At 70.3% G+C, this 21,926-nt stretch carries 21 protein-coding genes and 1 tRNA gene; 12 read left to right on the forward strand and 10 right to left on the reverse strand.

The window, feature by feature from the left end; genetic code table 11:
* Positions 1 to 68: 68 nt before the first annotated feature.
* Complete coding sequence (locus NF557_RS00120) at positions 69 to 2,384, reverse strand: acyltransferase family protein (RefSeq protein ID WP_252621069.1); 2,316 nt, start codon at positions 2,382 to 2,384, stop codon at positions 69 to 71.
* A 305-nt stretch (positions 2,385 to 2,689) separates the two neighbouring features.
* Positions 2,690 to 3,802: a hypothetical protein gene (locus NF557_RS00125; protein ID WP_252621070.1), complete on the reverse strand. Its 1,113-nt coding sequence runs from the start codon at positions 3,800 to 3,802 to the stop codon at positions 2,690 to 2,692.
* 171 nt (positions 3,803 to 3,973) lie between these two features.
* Here NF557_RS00125 and NF557_RS00130 point away from each other — a divergent pair, with 171 nt between their 5' ends.
* Both NF557_RS00130 and NF557_RS00135 read left to right on the forward strand, forming a co-directional pair.
* Positions 3,974 to 4,489 carry a peptidylprolyl isomerase gene (locus tag NF557_RS00130; RefSeq protein WP_252621071.1) on the forward strand — a complete coding sequence of 172 codons (516 nt, stop codon included), beginning with the start codon at positions 3,974 to 3,976 and terminating at the stop codon, positions 4,487 to 4,489.
* 14 nt (positions 4,490 to 4,503) lie between these two features.
* Entirely contained in the window at positions 4,504 to 5,403 is a 900-nt protein-coding gene (locus NF557_RS00135; protein WP_252621072.1) for a rhomboid family intramembrane serine protease, read from the forward strand.
* A 285-nt stretch (positions 5,404 to 5,688) separates the two neighbouring features.
* Here the strand turns inward: NF557_RS00135 and NF557_RS00140 are convergent, their stop codons facing one another.
* On the reverse strand, positions 5,689 to 5,940 hold the full coding sequence (locus NF557_RS00140) for a cell division protein CrgA (protein ID WP_252621073.1): 252 nt from the start codon (positions 5,938 to 5,940) through the stop codon (positions 5,689 to 5,691).
* A gap of 142 nt (positions 5,941 to 6,082) precedes the next feature.
* Between NF557_RS00140 and NF557_RS00145 the strand changes: the two genes are divergently transcribed.
* Positions 6,083 to 6,856 carry a DUF881 domain-containing protein gene (locus NF557_RS00145; protein ID WP_252621074.1) on the forward strand — a complete coding sequence of 258 codons (774 nt, stop codon included), beginning with the start codon at positions 6,083 to 6,085 and terminating at the stop codon, positions 6,854 to 6,856.
* A gap of 65 nt (positions 6,857 to 6,921) precedes the next feature.
* Here NF557_RS00145 and pknB read toward each other — a convergent pair whose 3' ends face one another.
* From pknB to NF557_RS00175, 6 genes are read right to left on the reverse strand one after another with little or no spacing between them, the layout of a single operon-like run.
* A complete protein-coding gene (gene pknB, locus NF557_RS00150) occupies positions 6,922 to 8,907 on the reverse strand; it encodes a Stk1 family PASTA domain-containing Ser/Thr kinase (protein ID WP_252621075.1) in 1,986 nt (661 codons plus the stop codon).
* Complete coding sequence (locus tag NF557_RS00155) at positions 8,904 to 10,361, reverse strand: peptidoglycan D,D-transpeptidase FtsI family protein (protein WP_252621076.1); 1,458 nt, start codon at positions 10,359 to 10,361, stop codon at positions 8,904 to 8,906. The genes pknB and NF557_RS00155 overlap by 4 nt, the downstream gene beginning before the upstream one ends.
* Entirely contained in the window at positions 10,358 to 11,731 is a 1,374-nt protein-coding gene (locus tag NF557_RS00160; RefSeq protein WP_252621077.1) for an FtsW/RodA/SpoVE family cell cycle protein, read from the reverse strand. Before NF557_RS00160 ends, NF557_RS00155 begins: the two co-directional genes overlap by 4 nt.
* A complete protein-coding gene (locus tag NF557_RS00165) occupies positions 11,728 to 13,137 on the reverse strand; it encodes a PP2C family protein-serine/threonine phosphatase (RefSeq protein WP_252621078.1) in 1,410 nt (469 codons plus the stop codon). The genes NF557_RS00160 and NF557_RS00165 overlap by 4 nt, the downstream gene beginning before the upstream one ends.
* Before the next feature lie 6 nt (positions 13,138 to 13,143).
* Positions 13,144 to 13,614: an FHA domain-containing protein FhaB/FipA gene (locus NF557_RS00170; protein WP_252621079.1), complete on the reverse strand. Its 471-nt coding sequence runs from the start codon at positions 13,612 to 13,614 to the stop codon at positions 13,144 to 13,146.
* Positions 13,615 to 13,642: 28 nt separating this feature from the next.
* Positions 13,643 to 14,662, reverse strand: a complete 1,020-nt coding sequence (locus NF557_RS00175; RefSeq protein WP_252621080.1) for an FHA domain-containing protein — start codon at positions 14,660 to 14,662, stop codon at positions 13,643 to 13,645.
* A gap of 228 nt (positions 14,663 to 14,890) precedes the next feature.
* Between NF557_RS00175 and NF557_RS00180 the strand changes: the two genes are divergently transcribed.
* The 5 genes from NF557_RS00180 (at position 14,891) to purU (ending at position 17,448) form a co-directional block, all read left to right on the forward strand.
* A tRNA-Leu gene (locus tag NF557_RS00180) sits at positions 14,891 to 14,977 on the forward strand.
* A 132-nt stretch (positions 14,978 to 15,109) separates the two neighbouring features.
* Entirely contained in the window at positions 15,110 to 15,337 is a 228-nt protein-coding gene (locus NF557_RS00185) for a FitA-like ribbon-helix-helix domain-containing protein (protein WP_252621081.1), read from the forward strand.
* A gap of 8 nt (positions 15,338 to 15,345) precedes the next feature.
* A complete protein-coding gene (locus NF557_RS00190; protein ID WP_252621082.1) occupies positions 15,346 to 15,756 on the forward strand; it encodes a type II toxin-antitoxin system VapC family toxin in 411 nt (136 codons plus the stop codon).
* Between the two features lie 235 nt (positions 15,757 to 15,991).
* Positions 15,992 to 16,381 (forward strand): DUF2237 family protein, encoded by a 390-nt coding sequence (locus NF557_RS00195; RefSeq protein ID WP_252621083.1) that lies wholly within the window; start codon positions 15,992 to 15,994, stop codon positions 16,379 to 16,381.
* A gap of 122 nt (positions 16,382 to 16,503) precedes the next feature.
* Complete coding sequence (purU, locus tag NF557_RS00200; protein ID WP_252621084.1) at positions 16,504 to 17,448, forward strand: formyltetrahydrofolate deformylase; 945 nt, start codon at positions 16,504 to 16,506, stop codon at positions 17,446 to 17,448.
* A gap of 6 nt (positions 17,449 to 17,454) precedes the next feature.
* Here purU and NF557_RS00205 read toward each other — a convergent pair whose 3' ends face one another.
* Positions 17,455 to 18,018 carry an RDD family protein gene (locus NF557_RS00205; protein ID WP_252621085.1) on the reverse strand — a complete coding sequence of 188 codons (564 nt, stop codon included), beginning with the start codon at positions 18,016 to 18,018 and terminating at the stop codon, positions 17,455 to 17,457.
* An 84-nt stretch (positions 18,019 to 18,102) separates the two neighbouring features.
* Here NF557_RS00205 and NF557_RS00210 point away from each other — a divergent pair, with 84 nt between their 5' ends.
* The 4 genes from NF557_RS00210 to NF557_RS00225 all read left to right on the forward strand — a co-directional run bounded on the left by NF557_RS00210 (position 18,103) and on the right by NF557_RS00225 (position 21,860).
* A complete protein-coding gene (locus NF557_RS00210) occupies positions 18,103 to 18,864 on the forward strand; it encodes a helical backbone metal receptor (RefSeq protein ID WP_252621086.1) in 762 nt (253 codons plus the stop codon).
* 80 nt (positions 18,865 to 18,944) lie between these two features.
* Positions 18,945 to 20,150 carry a cysteine desulfurase-like protein gene (locus NF557_RS00215; protein WP_252621087.1) on the forward strand — a complete coding sequence of 402 codons (1,206 nt, stop codon included), beginning with the start codon at positions 18,945 to 18,947 and terminating at the stop codon, positions 20,148 to 20,150.
* 180 nt (positions 20,151 to 20,330) lie between these two features.
* Positions 20,331 to 21,299: a hypothetical protein gene (locus NF557_RS00220; RefSeq protein WP_252621088.1), complete on the forward strand. Its 969-nt coding sequence runs from the start codon at positions 20,331 to 20,333 to the stop codon at positions 21,297 to 21,299.
* 42 nt (positions 21,300 to 21,341) lie between these two features.
* Positions 21,342 to 21,860 carry a low molecular weight protein-tyrosine-phosphatase gene (locus NF557_RS00225; RefSeq protein ID WP_252621089.1) on the forward strand — a complete coding sequence of 173 codons (519 nt, stop codon included), beginning with the start codon at positions 21,342 to 21,344 and terminating at the stop codon, positions 21,858 to 21,860.
* The last annotated feature ends 66 nt before the right edge of the window (positions 21,861 to 21,926 follow it).

The following is a 21,926-nucleotide window of genomic DNA, read 5'->3' on the forward strand; positions in this document are numbered from 1 at the left end:
GCCTGCCACACAACAGGCCCACGCGGCAGTATGCCGAGGGTCGGGTCCCGGTGTTCAGGTGCCGGTGGTCAGCCGCCGGTGCGCGCCAGCTCGTCGAAGGCCCTGGCGACGACGGCGGCATAGACGTGCATGCCCTCGATGTCGGGGTGCACCCGGTCGGACTGCAGCACGCCCGGCTGCTCAGCGATGGTGGCCTGCCAGTCGCCGACGACTGCGTTGGGGTAGTCAGCGACAACCTTCTCGATGGTCTCGTTGGAGTCGGGGATGAAGGTGCTCGAGCCGTAGAGGTTCATCACCACGACCTGGCGGTCCGGGCCGAGGGTGTCGAGGAAGGTGCGCAGCGCCTCCCCGTCGACGCCGGCGTTGGTGCCGAAGTGGACGATGACGTTGTCCCGGACCTCGCCCTGGGCCAGCGCGGAGGCCAGCACCGGGTTGGCGTCCTTCCACTGCCGGTTGGACTTGGCCGCGAAGTTCATCTCGGGGAAGCGCCATTTCAGGCCGTCGGCGCTGGTCACGACCAGGGAGTCGCCGATCGCGGTGAGCCGCCCGCTGTCGGGGACCAGCAGTCCCTCGTCGTCCTCGTGCCAGCCGTCGGGGATCGCGCCGGGCGCGTGGGGTGCGTCGGCCTCGGGCTGCCCGCCCGCCTCGTGCCCGTCCTGGTCAGCGTCCTTGCTGTCGCTGTCGGCCTGCTCCTGCGCGGCGGCCGTCCCGGCGTCGACCAGTCCGCCCATGGCCTGGGCGAAACCGTCGGCGGCCGAGTCACCCGTGACCTCGCCCGCCGCGCCGGCCTCCCCCGCGGTGTCCCCGTCCGTCTGGGCTCCGTCGGTGGTCTGGCCGTCGGTGGTGTCTCCGTCTGCTGCCGCTGGCGCGGCCTGGGGTGTCGGCATCCCCAGCGAGACCCCGCCGAGCAGGCCCGCGCGGGCACTGACGTCCGGCGCGGATCCGTTGAGCTGGGCCTCGGCGGTCTCGATGGCCTGCTGCGTCTGCGACTTCTCGGGGGCGGTGGCGATCGCCACCGCCGCGAGCAGGAGCAGTGTCGCCGTGGACCCGGCCACGACGCGGGAGGTGAGCGTGCCGGCGCCGACCATTCGCTGGCGCACCGCGCCGAAGGAGGCGCGGAAGCCGTCGCGCCGCACGGGCGTCTCGATGAACCGGAAGGAGAGCTCGCTGAGCACCAGGGTCAGGACCAGCGCCCCGGTGAGGGTGAGCGCCCCGCGCACGGTGCCCTCGGCATACGGGAAGAGGGTCGCGACGATCATCAGCACGGCCCAGTGCCACAGGTAGATGCCATAGGACCGCTCGCCGATCCACCGCAGCGGTGCCAGCGACATCATCGTCCGCCAGGGGCTGCCTGACTCCAGCAGCCCGGCGATGAGCACGACCGTGGCCAGGCAGGCCAGCAGGAGGCCGCCGCGGAAGGTCCAGGGGTTGCCCTCGCTGAGCAGGGCCATCAGCCCGACCAGGACCAGCAGGGCCACCCCGACGGCCGGCATGCGCCAACGCCTCCAGGCGGCCGTGCGCAGGCCGGCCCGGTGCGGGGCGGCCCAGGCGAAGGCGAGCGCCACGCCGAGCATCAGCCCGAACAGGTGGGTGTCGGTGCCGTAGTAGATGCGCGTCGAGTCCTCGTCGGGCGAGAACAGCACAGCCATGGCCATCGCGGAGGCGAGGGCGAGCGCCAGGACGAAGCCGATGCGCTGCTTCGCAGTGCGGGTGACCGCCAGCAGGACCACCAGCCCGATCGGCCAGAGGAGATAGAACTGCTCCTCGACGGCGAGCGACCAGAAGTTGATGAAGAGCAGTGGCGAGGTGCTGTGGAAATAGCTGGCGCCAGCTGCCACCTCGAGCCAGTTGGTGCTGAAGGTCATCGCGCCGAGCGCCTGGCGGCCGATGTTGACCAGCAGGTCGCCGCCGACGAGTCTGGCTGCGGCCACGCTGAGGACCACCACCGTGACGAGGGCGGGCAGGAGGCGGCGCGCGCGCCGCAACCAGAACTGCGGCAGGTCGATGCGACCCTGTCGGCTGATCTCGCGCAGCAGCAGGGTCGTGATCAGAAAGCCGGAGAGCACAAAGAAGACGTCGACGCCGATGAAGCCGGCCGGCAGCGTGTTGGGAGTGAAGTGGAAGACCAGGACGCCGATGATGGCGATGGCCCGCAGGCCGTCCAGACCGTGGATGTGTCCCGGTCGCGGGTCGACGTCCGTGGGACCGCGCCCCCGCCGACGCTGCTCAGAGACGGTCGTGGTGGGCGCGATCACGGGGCGTTCGAGGAGGGCGGTGTCGGCGGAGGAGCTGCGCGACGCCGGGCTGGAGCGAGCCTGCGTGGCTCGCGGGTCGTGGGCAGGCGTGGAGGATCGCCGACGTGACTCCTCGGCCTGAGCGGACACGGAACCTCCTCCCCGCAGCGCGACACCTGGCACTCAGGTTAGGGCGACCGCACGGGTTGAGTGCCGACGCCACGCGGACGAAGACCTGAATCTTCTGTGACTCCTGGTGCACGTGTGGCTCACGCTGTGCTCCTCCACGGTGTGCCACAGCGGTCTGCGACGCCCGCACACCACAGACGCCCGCACACCACAGACGCCCGCACACCACAGACACCCGCACACCACAGTGGGCGCGCGCCACACTCTCTGTGACGCGCGCCCATCGTGGATGGTTGGTGCCCGAGGGCACCGCGGGGTTTAGTGGGTCAGGGCAGGTCGGTCTTTCGGTCGGTGGCGTCCTCGACGGACTCCCCTGCGTCCTCGGCGTTGTCCGTGGCCGTGTCCATCTCACCGAAGTCGGTGCCGAAGCCGGCGTGGCCGCCGCTGCCGGTGCCGCCCTTGACGTCCGGGGTCTCCTTGGCGAGGTCGTCGATCTCCTCGCTGGAGAGCAGGTGGCTCGCCTCGGCACCTGCGTGGTCTGGGGTGTCGGTGGACCTGGCGCTGGCTGCGCGGTCAGCAGCCTCCCTGGTCAGGCTGTCCGCGATCGGGGTGTCCGAGGCGGTGCCGCTCGTCGAGCCGGTGCTGCCGACGCCCGCGCCGGTGCCGCGCAAGCCAGCTGCGGCAGTTCCACCTGCTCCAGCGCCAGCCGCAGCGGTGGTGCCGGTGCCGGTGGTGGCGGTGCCGGAGGTGGCGGTGCCGCGGTCGGCGAGCGATGCGCGCACCTGGGTGTCCACACCGGGGGCACCGCCGACGTGGTGCTCGGTCCCCCACGGGTCGGTGGCGGGCTTCTTCTGCGAGTTCAGGTAGTAAGCCACGGCAGCACCGATGGCAGCGGCGACACCGAAGACGATGAGGGCCCCGCCCTTGCGCTTCTGCTTCTTGGGAGCGCCGGTCACAGTCGCGATCGGCCCGTTCTGGCGGCTCAGCAGCTCGTCCTTGCTCTGCTGCAGGTTGCCGAGCAGCTCAGAGAGCTTGGGGAGGACCTCGTCGACGATCACGTCACGTGCGTGGTCCACCTTCGGTGCCATTGAGGCGACTGCCTCCTGGCCCTTGGGGACGGCGGAGTCGATGCCGTGGTCGAGGCCCGACACGGCACGGTCGCGGGCGTGGCTGGCCTTGTCGCGGGCCTGGTGGCGCAGGTCGCTCGTCGCGTCCATGGCCTGGTGGCGCAGGTCGCTCGACCTCTCCTTGGCCGCGTCGGCGGCCCCGGCGGCCCTGACGCTCGCGGCCTCTGCTGCGGCACTTGCCTTGGGAGCGACCTTCCCGTCGAACGCCTCCTTGACGGCGGTCAGCACGCTGCCTGCCCCGGCCACGGCCTTGTCCTTGACGGCGGACGCCGACTCCTGGACCTGCTCGGGCTTGCTCTTGCGCTGGAACACAAAGTCCTCCTCAGTAGTCGTGCACTACATCCATCCTGCACTGCATCTATCCTGCACTGTGTTCCTGACATGATCCACCCGGGGCGCGGTGCGGGGGACCACCCTCGGCGCACAGCACCTCAGGCCCCCCACGCGCACCATTCGAGATGGCGTGCGTGCGAGGATGGGCACATGAACGTGACGCTGCAGACCAACAAGGGTGACATCAACCTGGTCCTCTTCCCGGACCACGCCCCCAAGACCGTCCAGAACTTCGTGGGCCTGGCCAAGGGCGAGCAGGACTACAAGGACGACGCCGGCCGCACCAACCCGCAGCCGTTCTTCGACGGCTTGATCTTCCACCGGATCATCGACGGCTTCATGATCCAGGGCGGCTGCCCGCTGGGTGAGGGCTTCGGCGGCCCCGGCTACACCTTCGACGACGAGATCCACCCGGACAAGAACTTCAACCAGCCCTACACGCTGGCCATGGCCAACGCCGGCAAGCAGATGGGCAAGGGCACCAACGGGTCCCAGTTCTTCATCACGCTCGGCCCGACCCCGCACCTGATGGGCAAGCACACCATCTTCGGTGAGGTCGCCGACGAGGAGAGCAAGGCCGTCGTCGACGCGATCGGCAAGGTCCGCACCGGCCGCGGCGACAAGCCGGTTGACCCGGTCGTGATCGACAAGGTCATCGTCTCCTAAGTGAGACCGACCCGATGACGGCCCCCGCCCCACCGGTCTGTCCCCGCCATCCCGACCGCACGTCATACGTCAGCTGTCAGCGCTGCGAGCGGCCCACCTGTCCCGAGTGCCAGCGTCCGGCGGCCGTGGGCATCCAGTGCGTCGACTGCGTCAAGGAGCAGGCGCGCACGGTGCGGCAGCCGACCTCACGGTTCGGAGCGCCGGTCCGGGGCGGGCGACCGCTCGTCACCATGACGCTGATCGCGATCTGCGTGGTGGTCTATCTCGGCCAGCGGGTGGATGACAGAGTCACCACCGAGCTGATGTTCATCCCGTTGCTGGCCGAGACCGAGCCGTGGCGCTTCCTGACCGCGGCCTTCGCGCACTCGCCGAGCGGCTTCATGCACATCGCGTTCAACATGTTCGCGCTGTGGATCACCGGGCAGTACCTCGAGCCCCTGCTCGGGCGGCTGAAGTTCCTGGCTCTCTTCCTCGTGAGCGCGGTCGGCGGTTCCGTCGGATTCCTGCTGCTGGCCCAACTGCCCGAGCGGATCGGTCAGCCCTCCGGCTGGACCACCCCGACGGTAGGTGCCTCCGGTGCCGTCTTCGGGCTGTTCGCCGCGGTGCTCGTGCTCAACCGGCACCTCGGCCGGGAGACCGGCAGCATCGTCGCCGTGCTGGGGATCAACGCGGTGCTCGGCTTCGTCCTGCCCAACATCGCCTGGCAGGCCCACCTGGGCGGTGCGGTCACCGGTGCGGTCCTCGCGGTGGTGCTGGCGCTGACCGCCCCGAAGGATCGGACCGCCGTGGCCTCGGCCTCGCGGCGGCGGTGGTTCTGGCCCGCGGCTCTCGGGGTGCTCGCGCTCCTGGCGATCGCGTCGTTCTGGCGGATCATGTCCGTCGAGAACGCGCTCCTGCTCCAGCTCTATTCGTGAGCGCCTTCGCTCCCCGGCACCCCTGCGCCACTGAACCCGAGAAGGTGTTCCTCAACCCGGGAAAACTCCTCGGGTTGTGGGACACCTTCTCGGGCTGAGGGACACTCTCTCGGGCTGAGCGCAGGATGGTGACGCGCTGGTGGTGGGGGCGGGGGTGGTCGTGGGTGCGGCGCCGAGCGGCCGGGGCCACGCGGCCGCTGAGTCAGACGCGCGAGACGCTCCGGCCTGTGAATAACACCCGTGTAGTTATCCCCATCCTGTGGATAACCTGGGGATAACGCTGGGTTAGCGCCAGCGGGTCGCCATCATGAAGCCGGCCATGATCGCGCCCATCCCGATGACCAGGTTCCAGTAGCCGATGGGCGCCGGCCAGTTGCCGCTGGTGACATAGAAGGTCGTCACCCACAGCACCCCGAAGATCATCAGTCCGCACATCACCGGCACGAACCACGACGGGTTGACCTGGGGCGCCGCGGCGACGTCGACGGGTCGGTCCTGGCGGGTCTTCTTCTTGGCTCGGCCCTTGGACTTCGGCACGACTACTCCTTGGTGTGGGGGACCAGCGCGACCTCACTGCCGCCTGGCTCCGCGACCGGGGCAGTATGCCGGCCGCTCGCCCCCACAGGATACGTGGCCGGAGCACTAGACTGGCACCGCACACACGACACGGGGATGAGCGATGACCGAGCAGCACGACCGGACCACCTCGCACAGCCGGGCCTGGCAGGTCCTGGTGCCCGTCCTCGCGCTGGGGGCCGGCCTGCTGTTCGGCACGTCTGCGGCGCTGGCCGACCTCGACTCGTCGCCGAGCCACCCCGAGACGCTGGTCGGTCTGATCCAGGAGCGCAACGCCGCGGTCGAGCAGCTCGCCGATCAGGCGACCGTGCTCCAGGAGCAGATCAACGCCGCCAGCGACGCGGGCCCGCGGGCCGAGGTGGTGACCGCCAACGGGCTGGCCCCCGTCGTGGGCACGACCGCGGTCGAGGGTCCAGCGGTGCAGGTCGTGCTTGACGACGCCGGCTACACCCTCGAGACGCTGCCCGAGGGCTACACCGTCGATGATGTGGTGGTCCACCAGCAGGACGTGCAGGGGGTGATCAACGCGCTGTGGGCCGGCGGCGCGGAGGCCATGATGGTGCAGGACCAGCGCATCATCTCCTCGAGTGCGGTGCGCTGCGTCGGCAACACCCTCTATCTCCAGGGCCGGGTCTACTCCCCGCCCTACACGATCACCGCCATCGGCGATCCCGGCTCCCTGATGCGATCGCTGCAGGATGACCCGACGGTCAGCAACTATCGCGCCTGGGCCGACATCCTCGGACTCGGCTACGAGGTGAGCGACCTGGGTGAGACCGAGCTGCCGGCCTTCACCGGCACCGTCCGGCCGCAGTTCGCGAGCCTCGTGGAGCCGAGCGACCGGCCCACCGAGGAGGAGGGCCCGATCCAGCGCTGACGTCAACCCGGCGCTGACGTCACCGCCACGGGTGCCCGGCTGCCGGTGCGCACACCGCGGCAGGCTCAGTCGTCGGGGGGCGGCGTCGTCTCGGTGGGGCCGGTCTCGGTGGGATCAGGCGGGTCGGTCGGCCCCGTCGTGGGCCCGGTCGTGGGCTCGGACGGATCCGGTTCGGTCTCCGTGGGCTCCGGCTCGGTCTCGGTCGGCTCCGGTGGTCCCACCGTGACGGTCTCTCGCGGAGGCTCCACCGTGACGACATCCGGCGGTGCGATCGCGACCACGAGGGTGACCTCGGTGTCGTAGACGACGATCTCGCCTGCCTCCACCGACTGAGACAGGACCGTCCCGGGCTCCACGTCGCCGCGCGCCTCCTCCTCGCGGATCGTCACCAACCGCGCCTCGCGCAGCTCCACGGAGGCATCGACGATGTCCTTGCCCTCCACGTCGGGCACCTCGGTCTGGCCACTGGCCACCACCAGCGTCACCGGGTCGTCTGGCGCCACCGGCGTGCCCTCAGCAGGCTCGGTGCGGATCACGATGCCCTCGTCATACGCCGGGTTGTCCTCCTCGATGACCTCGGCCGCCACGGTAAGCTCCCGGGCCTCCAGGATGCTGCGCGCGGAGGCCTCGTCGTTGCCCTCGACGTCGGGGATCACGATCGAGTCGGGTCCGCTGGAGACGGTCAGCACGATCTCCGTGCCCTCCGGCACCTGCTGGTTGGCGGGTGGGTCCTGGTCGAGGACCGTGCCCGCAGAACTGTCGTCCGCCTGCGGGATCGCCTCCCCAACCCCAAGGTTGCGGGCGCGGATCGCGGTCTCGGCATCAGCCTCGGTGTCACCGATGACGTGCGGCACGGCGACCATCACGACGTCATCTGCCTGGGGCCCCAGCGCCTGATAGGTGACCCAGCCGATCCCGGCGAGCGCCAGCAGGGCCAGCACGGAGAGCACCAGCCAACCGCCCGAGTGGCGCTGTTCACGCACCGGGATCTCGTCGGTCCGCTCATAGCCGTCGTCGTATGCCGCAGCGGCCGAGGTCTGCGCGCGCCGGTCACCCTGGGGTCGGCGGGGTGCCTCACCGCGGGCGGGATAGACCGCCTCGGTGGGGAAGCCGCTGGGCGGGACCGCGCCGCCGGAGAGGACGTCCGGGGCGCCGGCGGCGGCGCCGAGGGAGGCGAGGGCGGTGGCGCTGACCTGGTGTCCCGCCCGGGCGGCGTTCAGGTCCTCGCGGAACTCGTCCGCGGTCTGGTAGCGCTCGTCCGGGGACTTGCGCAGGGCGTGCAGCGTGATCGCGTCAAGGGACTCGGACAAGTCTCCCTGGAACGACGAGGGAGCCTTGGCCTGCTCGCCGAGGTGCTGATAGACGAGCGAGACCGGGTCGCCGACGAAGGGGGTGCGTCCGGTGAGCAGCTCAAAGAGCAGGCAGCCGGTGGAATAGAGGTCGGAGCGGGCGTCGACGTCCTCGCCCTGGGCCTGCTCGGGCGACAGATAGCGCGCGGTGCCCAGCACGGACTGCGTCTGGGTCATCGTCGCCGCGGTGTCGGCCAGGGCTCGGGCGATGCCGAAGTCCATCACCTTGACAGCACCGCCGCGGGTGATCATCACGTTGGCCGGCTTGATGTCCCGGTGCACGATCCCGCGCTCGTGGGAGTAGGCCAGCGCGGACAGCACGGCGGCCGTGACGCGGGCCGCCTCGTCCGGGTCGAGCACCTTCTCGTGGTTGAGGATGTCGCGCAGCGTCTGACCCTCGACCAGCTCCATGACGATGTAGGGCACCGACACGGGTGCGCCCCCGGACTCACGCATCTCCTGCTCACCGGAGTCGTAGACCGCCACGATGGAGGGGTGGTTCAGCCCCGCCGCGGACTGCGCCTCACGGCGGAAGCGGGCCAGGAAGGAGGTGTCGCGCGCCAGGTCGGAGCGCAGGATCTTGATCGCCACGGTCCGGCCGAGCCGCAGGTCATGACCGCGGTGCACCTCGGCCATGCCTCCACGACCGACCAGCTCCCCGACCTCGTAGCGACCGCCGAGGACCAACGTCTCCTCGCTCATGGGTTGACTCCTGCCTCAAGGACCGCGCGGGCGATCGGCGCCGCCACCACGCCACCGGTCTCTCCGGTCCAGTCCGCGGTCGCGCTCTCGACGAGGACGGCCACGGCGATCGTCGGGTTGTCTGCCGGGGCGAACCCAGTGAACCATGCGTGCGCGGCCCCCGTCGTGCCGAACTCTGCGGTGCCGGTCTTGCCGGCGACCTGGATCCCGGGCAGTGCGGCAGCCCCGCCCGAGCCGGCGTCGACGACGGCGACCATCATGTCGGTCAGCTCCTGGGCGGTGGTGACGCTGATCGGAGTGCTGAGCTCCTGGGCGCTGGTCGTGTCGATGGGGTCGAGGTCCTTGTCGCGCACGGTGTCCACGAGGTGGGGCTGCATCAGCACTCCGTCGTTGGCGATGCTGGCCGCGATCATGGCGACCTGCAGGGGGGTGACACGCACGTCATACTGCCCGATGCCGGTCAGCCCGACCTGCGCGTCGTCGGCGTCGACCGGATAACGGCTGGGGGTCACCGGCAGGGGCACCTGCAGCGGCTGTCCGAAGCCGAACGCCTCCGCCTGCGCGTTGAGCTGGTCTGCGCCGAGCTCCCCTGCCAGCCACGCGAAGGAGGTGTTGCACGAGACCCGCACCGAGTCGAACAGGCTGGTGGTCTCGCCACCACTGCACGAGGAGCCGCCGAAGTTGGGGATCGACGTGCTCGTGCCGGGCAGGGTGTAACGCAGCGGCGAGGGCAGCTCGCTGTCCGGGTTGAACTCGTTGGACTCCAGTGCGGCCGCGGCCACGACGAGCTTGAACACGGACCCGGGCGGATAGAGGTCACCGGCGATCGCGCGGTTGACCAGCGGGCGGGACGCGTCCTCGTTGAGGGTCTCGTAGGACTGCTGCACGGCCGACAGGTTGTGGGAGGAGAGCGTGTTGGGGTCGTATGTCGGATGGCTGACCATCGCCAGGATCGCGCCGGTGCGCGGGTCGAGCGCGACGACGGCGCCCCTGCGGTCACCCAGGGCCTGCGCCGCGGCGCGTTGGACCCGGGGGTCGATCGTGATCTCGAGGGTGGCGCCCGTGGGCTCGCGGCCCGTGACGAGGTCCGGCAGCCGGCGATAGAAGAGCGAGTCGGCCGACCCAGAGAGCAGGGCGTTCTCCGAGCGCTCCAGGCCCAGACCCGCCCCATAGGTGAAGGAGTAGTAGCCGGTGACGTGGGCATAGAGCTGCCCCTGGCTGTAGGTGCGGATCCAGCGCAGGTCGTCATCGGTCGGCTCGGACTCGGCGATCGGCGTGCCGTCGACGAGGATCGCTCCCCGGTCGCGGCCGTATTGGTCGAGCAGGGTGCGCCGGTTGCCGGCCATCTCACGCAGGGTGTCGGCCTGGAAGAACTGGATGTAGGTGGTGCTGATCAGCAGCGCCGCGAACATCGCCGCCACGACGACGGCCAGGCGCCGGATGGGGGCGTTCACCGGGCCTCCCCGACGACGGCGCTCGCACCCTGACCCTCGAGCTCGACCCGCTCGCCGACCGGGCGCCGCGCGTGGTCACTGATCCGCAGGAGCAGCGCCACGATGATCCAGTTGGCGATCAGCGAGGAGCCGCCGGCGGACAGGAACGGGGTGGTCAGGCCGGTCAGCGGGATGACGCGGGTCAGGCCGCCGACGACGACAAACACCTGCAGGCCGATGGAGAAGGCCAGGCCGGTGGCGAGCAGCTTGCCGAAGCCCTCCCGGGCGCCGATGGCGGTGCGCAGTCCGCGCTCGACGAGCAGGGCATAGAGCAGCAGCATCGCGAAGACGCCGACCAGGCCGAGCTCCTCGGCGAAGCTGGCAAAGATGTAGTCGCTGTTGGCGAAGTAGGTCAGGTGCGGGTAGCCCTCCCCGAGCCCGGTGCCGAAGAGTCCGCCGTGGCCCATCCCCATCAGTCCCTTGGCGACCTGGTCCGAGGAGGCGGACGGGTCGAAGGGGTCCAGCCACAGGTTGACCCGGGTCTGCACGTGCCCGAAGAGCCGCCAGGCGAGCACCGCTCCGGCGCTGAAGAGGAGCAGCCCGATGATGATCCAGCTGACCCGCTCGGTCGCGACATAGAGCATGGCGACGAACAGGCCGAAGAAGAGCAGTGAGGAGCCGAGGTCACGCTGGGCGACCAGGATGAGCACTGACAGGCCCCACGCGGCCAGCAGCGGGCCCAGGTCCCGGCCCCGCGGCAGCTGCAGGCCCAGGAACCGGCGCCCGACGAGGGACAGCGCGTCGCGCGTCGCGACGAGGTAGCCGGCGAAGAAGACGGTGAGCGCGATCTTGGCGACCTCACCGGGCTGGAAGCTGAAGCCGCCGAGCCGGATCCACAGCCGTGAGCCGTTCTCCTCGTGCCCGATCAGCGGCAGCATCGGCAGCAGCAGCAGGACAAAACCGGCGACCATCGCGATGTAGGTGTAGCGCCGCAGGACCCGGTGGTCGCGCACCACGAAGAGCACGACCGCCGCCAGGGTGATCCCGAGGGCGCTCCACATCAGCTGCCGGCTGGCGACCAGGCTGCCCACGTCGCGCCCGGCGGCATAGTCCAGCCGGAGGATCATCACCAGACCCAACCCGTTGAGCAGGGTGGTGATGGGCAGGAGGAGGGGGTCGGCATACCTCGCCTTCCAGCGCAGCACCAGGTGGAAGCCGACGGTGAAGGCAAGCAGCAGACCGCCGTGCAGCATCAGGTTGGGCGGGACCTCACCCTGGATCGCCAGCGCGACGTTGACATAGGCGAGCAGCACGATCGCGATCGCGAATAGGACCAGGACCAGCTCGGTCGTCCGCCCCGTGCGCGGCCGGAACGTGGTGATGGTGCTCACGGCACGCAGTCCACGGGGCGGGGCAGCACCTGACTCGGTGGTGAGGTCGTGGTGGCGCTGTCCGGCCCGGTGGTGCCGGCTGCGTCGTCCGGCCCTCTCGTCGCCCGCGCGCCATCGGGACCGTTCGTGGCGGTCGCGGTGTCCGGGCCGCTCGTGGTGGCCTCGGCGTCGCCCGGCAGCGGGAGCTGGACGACGTCGCTGCACCGGGGCAGCGCCAGGCTGCGCAGCTCGGTGACGATCCGCTCGGCGTCGGGGCGGTCGTCTGCGGTCAGGGTGTTGACGACACGGGTGCGGTAGTGGCTCGGCAGCGTCTCCAGCGCGATGTCGGTCTCCTCGTCGGGCTCGGAGAGGACGAACGGACCGAGGTCCTGGCTGACGCCGCGGAAGATGGTGACGTTGCCGTTGGCCTCGCCGACGTAGTACTGCCGCTGAGACCAGTCATAGGTCGCCCACGCGCCGAAGGCGACGACGGCCAGGATGGCCAGCCCCACCAGGGAGCGCCGCAGCCAGGTGGCGATCGCGCCGCGGCCGGTCTCCTCAGCCAGTTCCGGCGCTGCGTCGACACCGTGCACGCTGTGGTCGAGCGCGGCGGCCTTCTCCGCGGGCGTCTGCGGGGTGAGCAGGTGGGTGCCCCGGCGCTCGCTGGCCGCCCCCACGACCTGGGGATCGGTGCTGCCGTCGCCGGAGGAGACGACGTCGACCACGATGACCGTGACGTTGTCGCGGGTCGAGGCCCGCAGGGAGATGGCGATCAGCTGGTCGGCGACCGGGCCGGCGGACTCCTCGCTGCGCAGCAGGTCCGCGACCGTGGACTCGGCGACATAGTCGGTCAGGCCGTCCGACGCCAGCAGGAGGCGGTCGCCGACCCGCAGCTCGCGCATGCTCAGGTCGGGGCGGTCGTCGGGCCGTCCGGTGAAGACACGGGTGACCAGGGAGCGCTGGGGGTGGTGCAGCGCCTCGTCCTCGGAGATCCGCCCCTCGTCGAGGAGCTGCTGGACAAAGCTGTGGTCCTTGGTGATCTGCGTGACTCGGGTGCCGCGGCGCAGATAGGCGCGCGAGTCGCCGATGTTGGCGACGGCGAGCTTGGTGCCCGAGCGCATCATCGCGATGCAGGTGGTGCCCATGCCCTCGGTCGACTCGGACTCGTCGGCCACCTCGGCCAGGCGCGCGTTGGCGGCCACCATCGCCTGCTCGAGGACGCTGCTCATGTCGTCGCCGCCGTGGCTCTCACCGTCTAGGTGGACGAGCTCGCCCACGACGAGTGAGCTGGCGACGTCGCCCGCGGCGTGACCGCCCATCCCGTCGCAGAGGACGAGCAGCTCAGGACCGGCATACGCCGAGTCCTCGTTGCGGCTCTTCGTGCCCAGCCCCAGGTGGGAGCGGGCGGCATAGCGCAGCGCGACCATCCGGGGTTACCGCTGCAGCTCGAGGATCGTCTGGCCGATTCTGACCTGGGTGCCGACCCCGAGCGGGTGGCCGGTGCCGATCCTCTGGTTGTTGATGAAGGTGCCGTTGGTCGAGTTCAGGTCATCGGCATACCAGACGCCGTCCGGCCCGAGATAGATCCGGAGGTGCCGGCCGGAGGCGTAGTCGTCGGTCAGGACCAGGGAGCACTCGGGGTTGCGGCCGATCAGCAGACCGCCCTCGTGGAGCGGCAGGGTCGTGCCGCGCAGGCTGCCGGCCACGACCGCCAGGCTGGTCGGCCCTTTTCGGGCCGCCCTCGGGGCCCGGGGGACGCCGCGCTCGCGTCCGCCGCCGCCCGCGCGGGTGAGCACCCGGGTGCCATAGAGGTCGCCGCGCAGGGCCCCGACGACGCTGAAGACGAACGCCCACAGCAGGGCGAGGATCCCCAGCCGGATGATGTTGAGGGTTAACTCACTCATCGCGTGTCCTCCTCGCAGATCGGCTCGCTCATCGGCCGCCTTCCGCATGGAAGATGAGCGTCGTGCTGCCGATCGTCACGCGGTCGCCCTCGGAGAGCTGCTCGGTGCCCACCTGGTCGCCGTTGAGATAGGTGCCGTTGGTCGACCCCAGGTCACGCAGCAGCACCTGCTGGTGCGGGCCGTCGTGGGTGATCCTGACCTCGACGTGCCGACGTGAGACACCGGGGTCGTCGATCACCAGGTCCGCCGAGGCGTCGCGCCCGATCACGGTGACCGCCGCGGACAGCGCGTGGGCGCGGCCGTGCAGGTCGAGCCAGGGACGCGGTCCGCGACCACTCACCGGGCGCTGCGAGCGAGGGGGCGAGGCGGGGAACTCGCGGGTGCTGGGTCCCCGGTCACCCGGTGGTGCGTATGCCGGGGCACCGGCCCCGCCCTGACCGTGCCGGGCGGCGATGGCCGCGGCGGCCCCCACTCCGGGTGGGGCCTGCCGTGCTGCACCCGGGCGCGCTGGCGGGCGGCCCTCGGCCGGCTGACCAGACTGTGGGGGCCGTCGGAACACCGCATCGGGATCGCCGCCACCGGACTGGCCGGGGCCGCGCGACTGGGCTGGCGGCATACTCCTGCGGTCCCCGTGGCGCGGACCCTGGCCGGCTGGTGGGCGCTGGCCCTGTCGCCGACTGTTCTTGCTGGCAGGGCGCACGCGGAAGATGCCGGTCTCGAGCTCGTCGTCGGACAGGAGCCGGACCTCGACGGTGCCGGCGGGGGTGTAGCGCTGGGCGTCCGCGTGGTCCTCCGCGGCCGCGACGAGCTCGTCGGTCAGCGCCGTGTCATAGGAGGAGAGCCGCTCGTAGTCGCTGGAGGCCAGCTCGACCGTGAAGACGTTGGGCACCATGGTCCGACCCGGCCCGAGCACGGCAGCGCGCTCGTCCATCGCACCCCGCATCGCCGAGGCGATCTCGACTGGTTGGACCTCGGCCTTGAACACCTTGGCGAACGGCGCCTTGATCGCGCGCTCCAAGCCGCGCTCGACGCGGTCAACGATCCCCACGACGCTCCCTTCGCTGGTCGGTGCCCTCCCGCATGGGGCGGGAACGGCCGGTGGCCCCATTGATCGTACTTCGACGACCTCGCTCCGGACGGGATCTGGGTCGACCGGGCGCTGCTGGGGGAACGCGCATGTCGCCCACAGCGTTCCGCGAGGTCCACCCGCGGCCGCGTAGCACCGACGCCGGATGCGGGAACAGGCTGAGGTGCGTGCTAATCTTGCTCGGCACTCGCGCGAGTGGCGGAATAGGCAGACGCGCACGGTTCAGGTCCGTGTGCCCGAAAGGGCGTGGGGGTTCAACTCCCCCCTCGCGCACCAGACGTTACGCAGCGTTCACCGTTCGTTACGTGAACGCTAAACTCCCGGCCGGATCTGATCCGGCCGGGAGTTTCGTCGTTGTGGGCGTCCCCCGGCAGTGATATCATCGAGGTGATATCGGAGGCGGTCGTCATGGAACAGATCCTGATCCGGAACCTGCCCGCGGGGACTAAGGCCGCGCTTCGCGCGCGTGCCAAGCAACGTCACCGGTCGGTCGAGGCGGAGGCGCGCGACATCCTCACGAGGGCCCTGGAGGGCGAGCCCCTCACGATCGTTGACCTCCTGGCCACCGACGAGGGTGCCGATATCGAGTTCGAACCTGAGCGTCTCGGCCTGACGGCTCGCTCAGCGGAACTGTGAGGTACGTCTTGGACACCAACGTGGTGTCGGCGCTGCGGGTGCGAGGGCGCCACCGGTCCGTCGAGGCGTGGGCAGCGTCGGTCCCCGTCGGTGATCAGTTCGTCTCGGCATTCACCATCGCGGAGCTCGAGCGAGGGGTGATTGCCAAGGAGCGGTCGGACGCTCAGCAGGGAGCGGTCCTGCGTCGCTGGTTCGACGACCACGTCTTGCCCACGTTCGCCGACCGACTGCTGCCGTTCGACCTGTCGGCGGCCCGGATCCTCGCGGCCTATCGGGTTCCCGAGCACGCACCGTTCGATGACGCCCTGATTGCCGCTGTGGCGGAGTCTGCAGAGATGGCCGTCGTGTCGCGGAACACCAAGCACTTTGAACCCCTCGGCGTCCCTTGTCTCAACCCGTGGGCTTCAACCGCGTCCTGACTGCCGTGCAGCACCTCACGCTGCGGCCCGGGGTAGCGCCATGGGTGTGCCTGGACGGCACGCCGTTGTGTGCCTGGCCCACTTCTCGCGTCAGTTTCGGAGCAGGTGAGCGTCTTTCAGGAACTACCCACCAGACGAAAGTCCCGGTCAGAGACATCTGGCCGGGACTTTCTCCGTGTTGAGCCGCTCGAGCCGGTGGTGGATCAACGTCGTGGACCTCTGACAGGATCGACCTATGACCGCACGCAACGTCCTCGGCGGCGAGTTGCAGGTGTGTGGAACCGACCCCGTGACGGGGTTCACCCGGTCCGGCAGCTGTGAGGTCACCGCGGAGGACATCGGCAACCACGGCGTCTGCGCCGTCATGACCCAGGAGTTTCTGGCGCACCAGGCCGAGCTCGGCAACGACCTGGTGACACCGCACCCGGAGTGGCAGTTTGCCGGGCTGACGCCGGGAGATCGCTGGTGTGTCGTCGCGATCCGCTGGTTGCAGTCCGCGCACGCCGGCCGCGCTGCGCCAGTCGTCCTGGCCAGCACCCACGAGGCGGTCCTGCAGGTCGTCCCACTCGAGCTGTTGCGGCTCCATGCGAGCGATGTGCCGGACGACCCGTCATCGCTGCTCTGACGGCTCGGGGACCGAGGCGCTGCGGTGAGCCAGGGATGGCCGGGGCGCGGCCGCGGTGGTTAGGTGGGGGAACCGGCGACCCACGCCGCGACCGATCGAGTATTGATCCGGAGGAACTGCTGATGACCGAGCCCGCAGCGTCCAGCGCCACGACGGGCGCGGTGCCCATCCCGACGGCGGGACACATCGCCGAGGCGGAGGTGCCGGTGGGGGCGGAGTATGTCCTGACCCTCGACTGCGCCGAACGAGCCGGGCTGGTCCACGTCGTGACCGGCTTTCTGCGGCAGCACGAGGGGGACATCCTGGAGCTGAAGGTGTTTGACGACTTCCGCGCCGGCCACTTCTTCCTCCGGGTCCACTTCGTCATCGCCACCCCCCACCCGGACCCCGGGGCTGAGGGGCTGCGCAGCTCCTTCGCCGGGGTGGCCGAGGGACTGGATGCGCAGTTCGAGATCCGGGAGGCCGCCTCCGCGCGGCGGGTGCTCGTCATGGTCTCCAAGTTTGCGCACGGTCTGAACGACCTGCTGTTCCGCGCTCGCACCGGCGACCTGCGGGCCGAGATCGTCGCCGTGGTGTCGAACCACCCGGACCACCGCGCCCTGGTCGAGTGGCACGGCATCCCGTTCTTCCACGTGCCGCTGACCCGGGACACCAAGCCGGAGGCTGAGGCCAGGCTGCTGGACCTGGTCGAGCGCTTCGAGGTGGAGCTGGTCGTCCTCGCCCGCTACATGCAGATCCTCAGCGACGACCTCACCCGGAAGCTGGCCGGACGGGCGATCAACATCCACCACTCCTTCCTGCCCAGTTTCAAGGGGGCCCGGCCCTACCACCAGGCGTATGAGCGTGGGGTCAAGACCGTGGGTGCCACCGCTCACTATGTCTCCAGCGACCTCGACGAGGGGCCGATCATCTCCCAGACGGTGCAGGAGGTGGACCATGCCTTCGGCCCCGAGGAGCTGGTGGCGGCAGGACGGGACACCGAGTGCAAGGCGCTGTCCAACGCGGTCCGCTGGCACTGCGAGGGACGGGTCTTCCTGCACGGCAACCGGACCGTCGTCCTGCGCTGACCGCCCTCAGGCTGGGGGCACGCCCTGCACTCTGGTGCCCGCCAGCCGGTCATGGATCCCGCGACCGCCCAGCAGTGAGGGGACCGCGCAGGCAGCCAGCAGGATCAGGGAGCCCAGCGTCAGCGACATGGCCCACGGGGTCTGGACCTCAAGGATCGCCCGGCTCACCCCGAGGTGCGCCAACTGCCACGGCAGTGCCTTGACCACGTTGCGCAGCCACACCGCTCCGGTCGACGGCGCGCCACCATCGGCGGTCGTGACGACGAGCCCGGCCCACCGCTTGCCCAGCGTGGCGTGTCGGGCAGAGGTCTCGGTCAGCGCCAGATAGGCGACGTAGGGCAGCACGGTGGCCACCGTGATCAGCAGGTCGGACCGCAGCAGGTCACCAGACGACGGGGTGGCCGCCATCGGTGGCAGGTCGATCACCGCGCGCACGACGAGGCCGACCAGGGTGAGGACCGCCAGCCACAGACAGACCACGGCCCAGTCACCCAGCCACGACCGCACCCTCGCGACCGGAGACGTGCGCCCCGCGCGGGCGACGGAGGATGACGTGGCGGCGATCGGCATACGCCTCAGGGTGGCATCCCCGCACCGGTCGCGCGGCAGGCTCACCGGGTGACCGGCAATCTGCGCGGAGGGGAGGATGGGGCGATGAGCTCTCTCATGGACGACACCGGCGAGCAGGTCGTGCCACGTGCGCGTCCCGTCTCCCGGGTGGTCTCTCTCGTGCCGTCCCTGACTGAGGCGATCGCAGCGTCCCGACCCGGAGCACTGTGTGGTGCGACCGACTGGTGCACCCACCCGGCCGACCTGGACGTGGTCCGGGTGCGCGGCACCAAGAACGTCAACTGGCGCCGGGTCGTCGACCTGCAACCCGACCTCGTGGTGGCCAACAAGGAGGAGAACCGCGAGATCGACGTGCGGCGGCTGCGGGAGGCCGGCGTGCCGGTGTGGGTGACGGTGATCGAGGACGTCCCACAGGCACTGACCTCGATGGACCGGCTCTTCGGTGAGGCGCTGGACTGGGGCGAGCCGGACTGGTTGACTCAGGTCCGGCGGCGGTGGGACCGACCCGTGCCGCCGCCGCGGATCCGCGTCGCGGTCCCGATCTGGCGCGATCCGTGGATGGTGGTCGGCTCCTCGACCTACACCGGTGACCTGCTCGCTCGGGCCGGCTATAAGAATGCCTTCGGCGATCACGAGGGACGCTATCCCCAGGTGGAACTGGCCGACCTCGACCGGGCTGACCTGGACGAGGTGCTGCTGCCGGACGAGCCCTACGAGTTCACGGCAGAGGACGGTCCTGAGGCCTTCACGCTGGCACCGACCCGGCTGGTGTCCGGCCGGCTGCTGACCTGGTATGGCCCCGCCATGCTGGAGGCCGCTGACGTCCTGCTCGGTGCGGAGGGCTGAGGCACCGACGCCTGACCTGCAGCCCGTCGACAGCCCCGCCCCCGCACACGGGCCGGTCCCGCGTGGGGCAGGATCAGCCCATGGGCTATGACGTCACACGGATCAGGTCGCACTTCCCGGCACTGCTGGAGGGGGCGGCGCACTTCGACGGACCCGGTGGCACCCAGACGCCCGACGTCGTCGCGCAGGCTGTCGCGGGCACCCTCACGTCCGCCGTCGCCAACCGCGGCACGGTCACGGCTGCGGAGCGGCGTGCCGAGGCGATCGTGCTGGAGGCGCGCACCGCCGTGGCGGACCTGCTCGGCGCCGACCCGGTCGGTGTCGTCTTCGGCCGGTCAGCGACCGACCTCACCTTCCACTTCTCCCGGACCCTCTCCCAGGACTGGGGCGAGGGTGATGAGGTCGTCGTGACCCGCCTTGACCACGACGCCAACGTCCGCCCTTGGGTTATCGCTGCCGAGGCTCGCGGCGCCACGGTGCGCTTCGCCGACTTCGATCCTGCGACCGGCGAGCTGACGCCCGACGACATCGCGACCGTCGTCACCGAGCGGACGCGCGTGGTGGCCGTGACCGCAGCCTCCAACCTGATCGGAACCCGGCCCGACCTGCCGGCGATCGCCGAGGTCGTCCACGCGGTCGGCGCGCTGCTCTATGTCGACGGGGTGCACGCCACCGCCCACGTCCTGACCGACCTGCCAGAGTCCGGCGCAGACTTCTGGGTCTGCTCGCCATACAAGTTCCTCGGCCCCCACCACGGTGTGCTCGCCGCCCGTCCGGACCTGCTGGAGACGCTGCGGCCGGACAAGCTGCTCCCCTCGCCGGACGACGTCCCTGAGCGCTTCGAGCTCGGGACCCTGCCCTACGAGATGCTGGCCGGGACGACCGCCGCGGTCGACTTCCTGGCCGGTCTCGACGACAGGGCGACAGGGTCGCGTCGCGCACGACTGACTGCCTCGTATGCCGCGCTCGAGGGTCACGAGGACGCCCTCCTGGCGACGTTGGAGCCGGGTCTGCGGGAGCTTCCGGGCGTGACGGTCTATGCCAATGCGGGGCGCCGGACCCCCACCACGCTGTTCACCCTCGAGGGCCACGACCCGCAGGAGATCCGCCGCGCGCTCGCGGACGTGGGAGTGAACGCGCCGGCCAGTCACTTCTATGCGTGGGAGTGCAGCCAGCACCTGGGCCTCGGCGACAGTGGGGGCGTCCGAGTCGGACTGGCGCCCTACACGAGCGAGGACGACGTCGTGCGGCTGCTGGACGGTCTGCGAGCCCTCACGGGGTCGTAACTTCCTCGGGCTGCCCGTTCGCCCTCGCGGGCCCCCGTTCGCCTACGCCGCAAGTGTCATGCGTTCTCGGTCTTGCAAGGCCGGGGTTCTAGCACCGGAACTGCAAGACCGGAAGCGCATGACGCAAACCTTGTCCACAGGGCGGACGCGAGGGGAGCAGGATTCAGGCAGGGTGGCCCGATGTCAGCCGAGTCGTCAACGCCGTTTGGAGACCACCTGCGCCACCGGCGTGAGCGTGGCCTGGTGCGTCGACAGCGGGTCCATGAGGAGCTGGCGGACCATCAGGACAACCTGGTCAGTCCGGCGCAGTTGGCGCAGCTCGGGCTGACCTATGACGAGGTGCGTGCTGAGCTCGACGCAGGGCGTTGGCACCGGGTGGGACGCAAGACGATCAGCACAGGAGGGCCTTCGCTGGTCGGTCAGGACGCGGCGTTCCGCCGAGCGGTCTGGGACGTGGGGGGCGCGGCGTGCCTGGATGGTGTCTCGTCCCTGCTGGCCTGGGGACTGCAGAAGTGGGACGAGGAGACGGTGCACGTCAGCGTCGAAGCGGGTGCGCGCTATCACCACACGGGTGGTGTGCGGGTGCACGTCCTGCGTCGTCGTGGCGCCGTGGTCAGTGCAGGCATCCCGCGCACCCCACCGGACGTGGCGAGCCTCCGCGCTGCCATGTGGGCTCGGAGCGACCGTGCGGCCGCGACGCTGCTGGCCATGGCGGTGCAACAGCGTCTGGTCGAGCCGGGACGTCTGCTCCGGGCCTGGAGAGATGTCGGCCGGTGTCACCGCAGGGCTGTCCTTGACAAGGTCGTGCCGCTGGTCGCGGACGGGGCACAGGCCCTCTCCGAGATCGACTTCGCCGAACTCGGCCGGTCCCGCGGTTGGCCCGAGCCGGACCGTCAGGTGGTCGTGCGGACCGTGCGAGGCCGGCCCTACCTTGACGTGCGCTTCACGGCCTACGGCGTCATCGTCGAGGTCAACGGTGTCCAGCACTACGAGTCGCTCGCGACGATGGACGATGCGCTGCGGCGCAACAACCACGCGGCCGGTGCCGGCACCGCGCTGGAGATCCCGGCCGTGGCGCTTACCCTCGCACCCCAAAGTTTCCTCGACCAGGTCGAGGCGGCCCTGCATCGCGGAGGCTGGCACAGGTGAGGGTGGCGCCGCTGCGGAACGGCTGACTGAGAGACTGAGGACATGCACATCATGACTGTCTGCCTGGGCAACATCTGCCGCTCACCTGCTGCCGAGTCGGTGCTGGTGCACAAGCTCAAGGAGGCTGGTCTGGACGACGTGACCGTCTCCTCGGCCGGCACCGCGGACTATCACATCGGCAAGCGCCCGCACGAGCTGTCGATCGCTGAGGGTGAGAGCCGTGGCTACGCCTTCTCCTCCACGGCCCTGCAGTTCACTGCAGACCACTTCGAGGAGGCCGACCTGGTCCTGGTGATGGACGGCTCCAACGCGGACAACGTCCGGGCGCTGGCGCGCCGGCCCGAGGACGAGGCCAAGGTGGTGCGCCTCGGTGCCTTCGCCCCTGACGCCGCCGACGGGGTGCGTGATGTCGCCGACCCCTGGGGTCACTCACGGGAGGCCTATCTGACGATGTATGACCAGGTCGAGGAAGCCGTCGACGGGCTGGTGGCCGCCCTGGCCGACGGCACCGTCAGCCAGGTGATCGCGGCGACCGACAATCGTCGCGGTGGACAACGGTGAGAGTGTCGACAATAGTGGTCCGCAATCTAGCGACGGGTCACCCGGTGGCAGAGGAGTCTTCGGGGC

The organism is Ornithinimicrobium cryptoxanthini (assembly GCF_023923205.1).
Lineage (GTDB): Bacteria > Actinomycetota > Actinomycetes > Actinomycetales > Dermatophilaceae > Ornithinicoccus > Ornithinicoccus cryptoxanthini.

What these genes read in the sequence shown, in the direction of transcription:
- purU (WP_252621084.1), top strand. Translation starts at nt 16,504, where the DNA reads ATGACCGAGCCCGCAGCGTCCAGCGCCACGACGGGCGCGGTGCCCATC.
- NF557_RS00130 (WP_252621071.1), top strand. Translation starts at nt 3,974, where the DNA reads ATGAACGTGACGCTGCAGACCAACAAGGGTGACATCAACCTGGTCCTC.
- NF557_RS00225 (WP_252621089.1), top strand. Translation starts at nt 21,342, where the DNA reads ATGCACATCATGACTGTCTGCCTGGGCAACATCTGCCGCTCACCTGCT.
- NF557_RS00220 (WP_252621088.1), top strand. Translation starts at nt 20,331, where the DNA reads ATGTCAGCCGAGTCGTCAACGCCGTTTGGAGACCACCTGCGCCACCGG.
- NF557_RS00205 (WP_252621085.1), bottom strand. Translation starts at nt 18,018, where the DNA reads ATGCCGATCGCCGCCACGTCATCCTCCGTCGCCCGCGCGGGGCGCACG.
- NF557_RS00165 (WP_252621078.1), bottom strand. Translation starts at nt 13,137, where the DNA reads ATGGTCGCGCTGCGCTATGCCGCCCGCTCCCACCTGGGGCTGGGCACG.
- NF557_RS00145 (WP_252621074.1), top strand. Translation starts at nt 6,083, where the DNA reads ATGACCGAGCAGCACGACCGGACCACCTCGCACAGCCGGGCCTGGCAG.
- NF557_RS00215 (WP_252621087.1), top strand. Translation starts at nt 18,945, where the DNA reads ATGGGCTATGACGTCACACGGATCAGGTCGCACTTCCCGGCACTGCTG.
- pknB (WP_252621075.1), bottom strand. Translation starts at nt 8,907, where the DNA reads ATGAGCGAGGAGACGTTGGTCCTCGGCGGTCGCTACGAGGTCGGGGAG.
- NF557_RS00135 (WP_252621072.1), top strand. Translation starts at nt 4,504, where the DNA reads ATGACGGCCCCCGCCCCACCGGTCTGTCCCCGCCATCCCGACCGCACG.
- NF557_RS00210 (WP_252621086.1), top strand. Translation starts at nt 18,103, where the DNA reads ATGAGCTCTCTCATGGACGACACCGGCGAGCAGGTCGTGCCACGTGCG.
- NF557_RS00185 (WP_252621081.1), top strand. Translation starts at nt 15,110, where the DNA reads ATGGAACAGATCCTGATCCGGAACCTGCCCGCGGGGACTAAGGCCGCG.
- NF557_RS00170 (WP_252621079.1), bottom strand. Translation starts at nt 13,614, where the DNA reads ATGAGTGAGTTAACCCTCAACATCATCCGGCTGGGGATCCTCGCCCTG.
- NF557_RS00195 (WP_252621083.1), top strand. Translation starts at nt 15,992, where the DNA reads ATGACCGCACGCAACGTCCTCGGCGGCGAGTTGCAGGTGTGTGGAACC.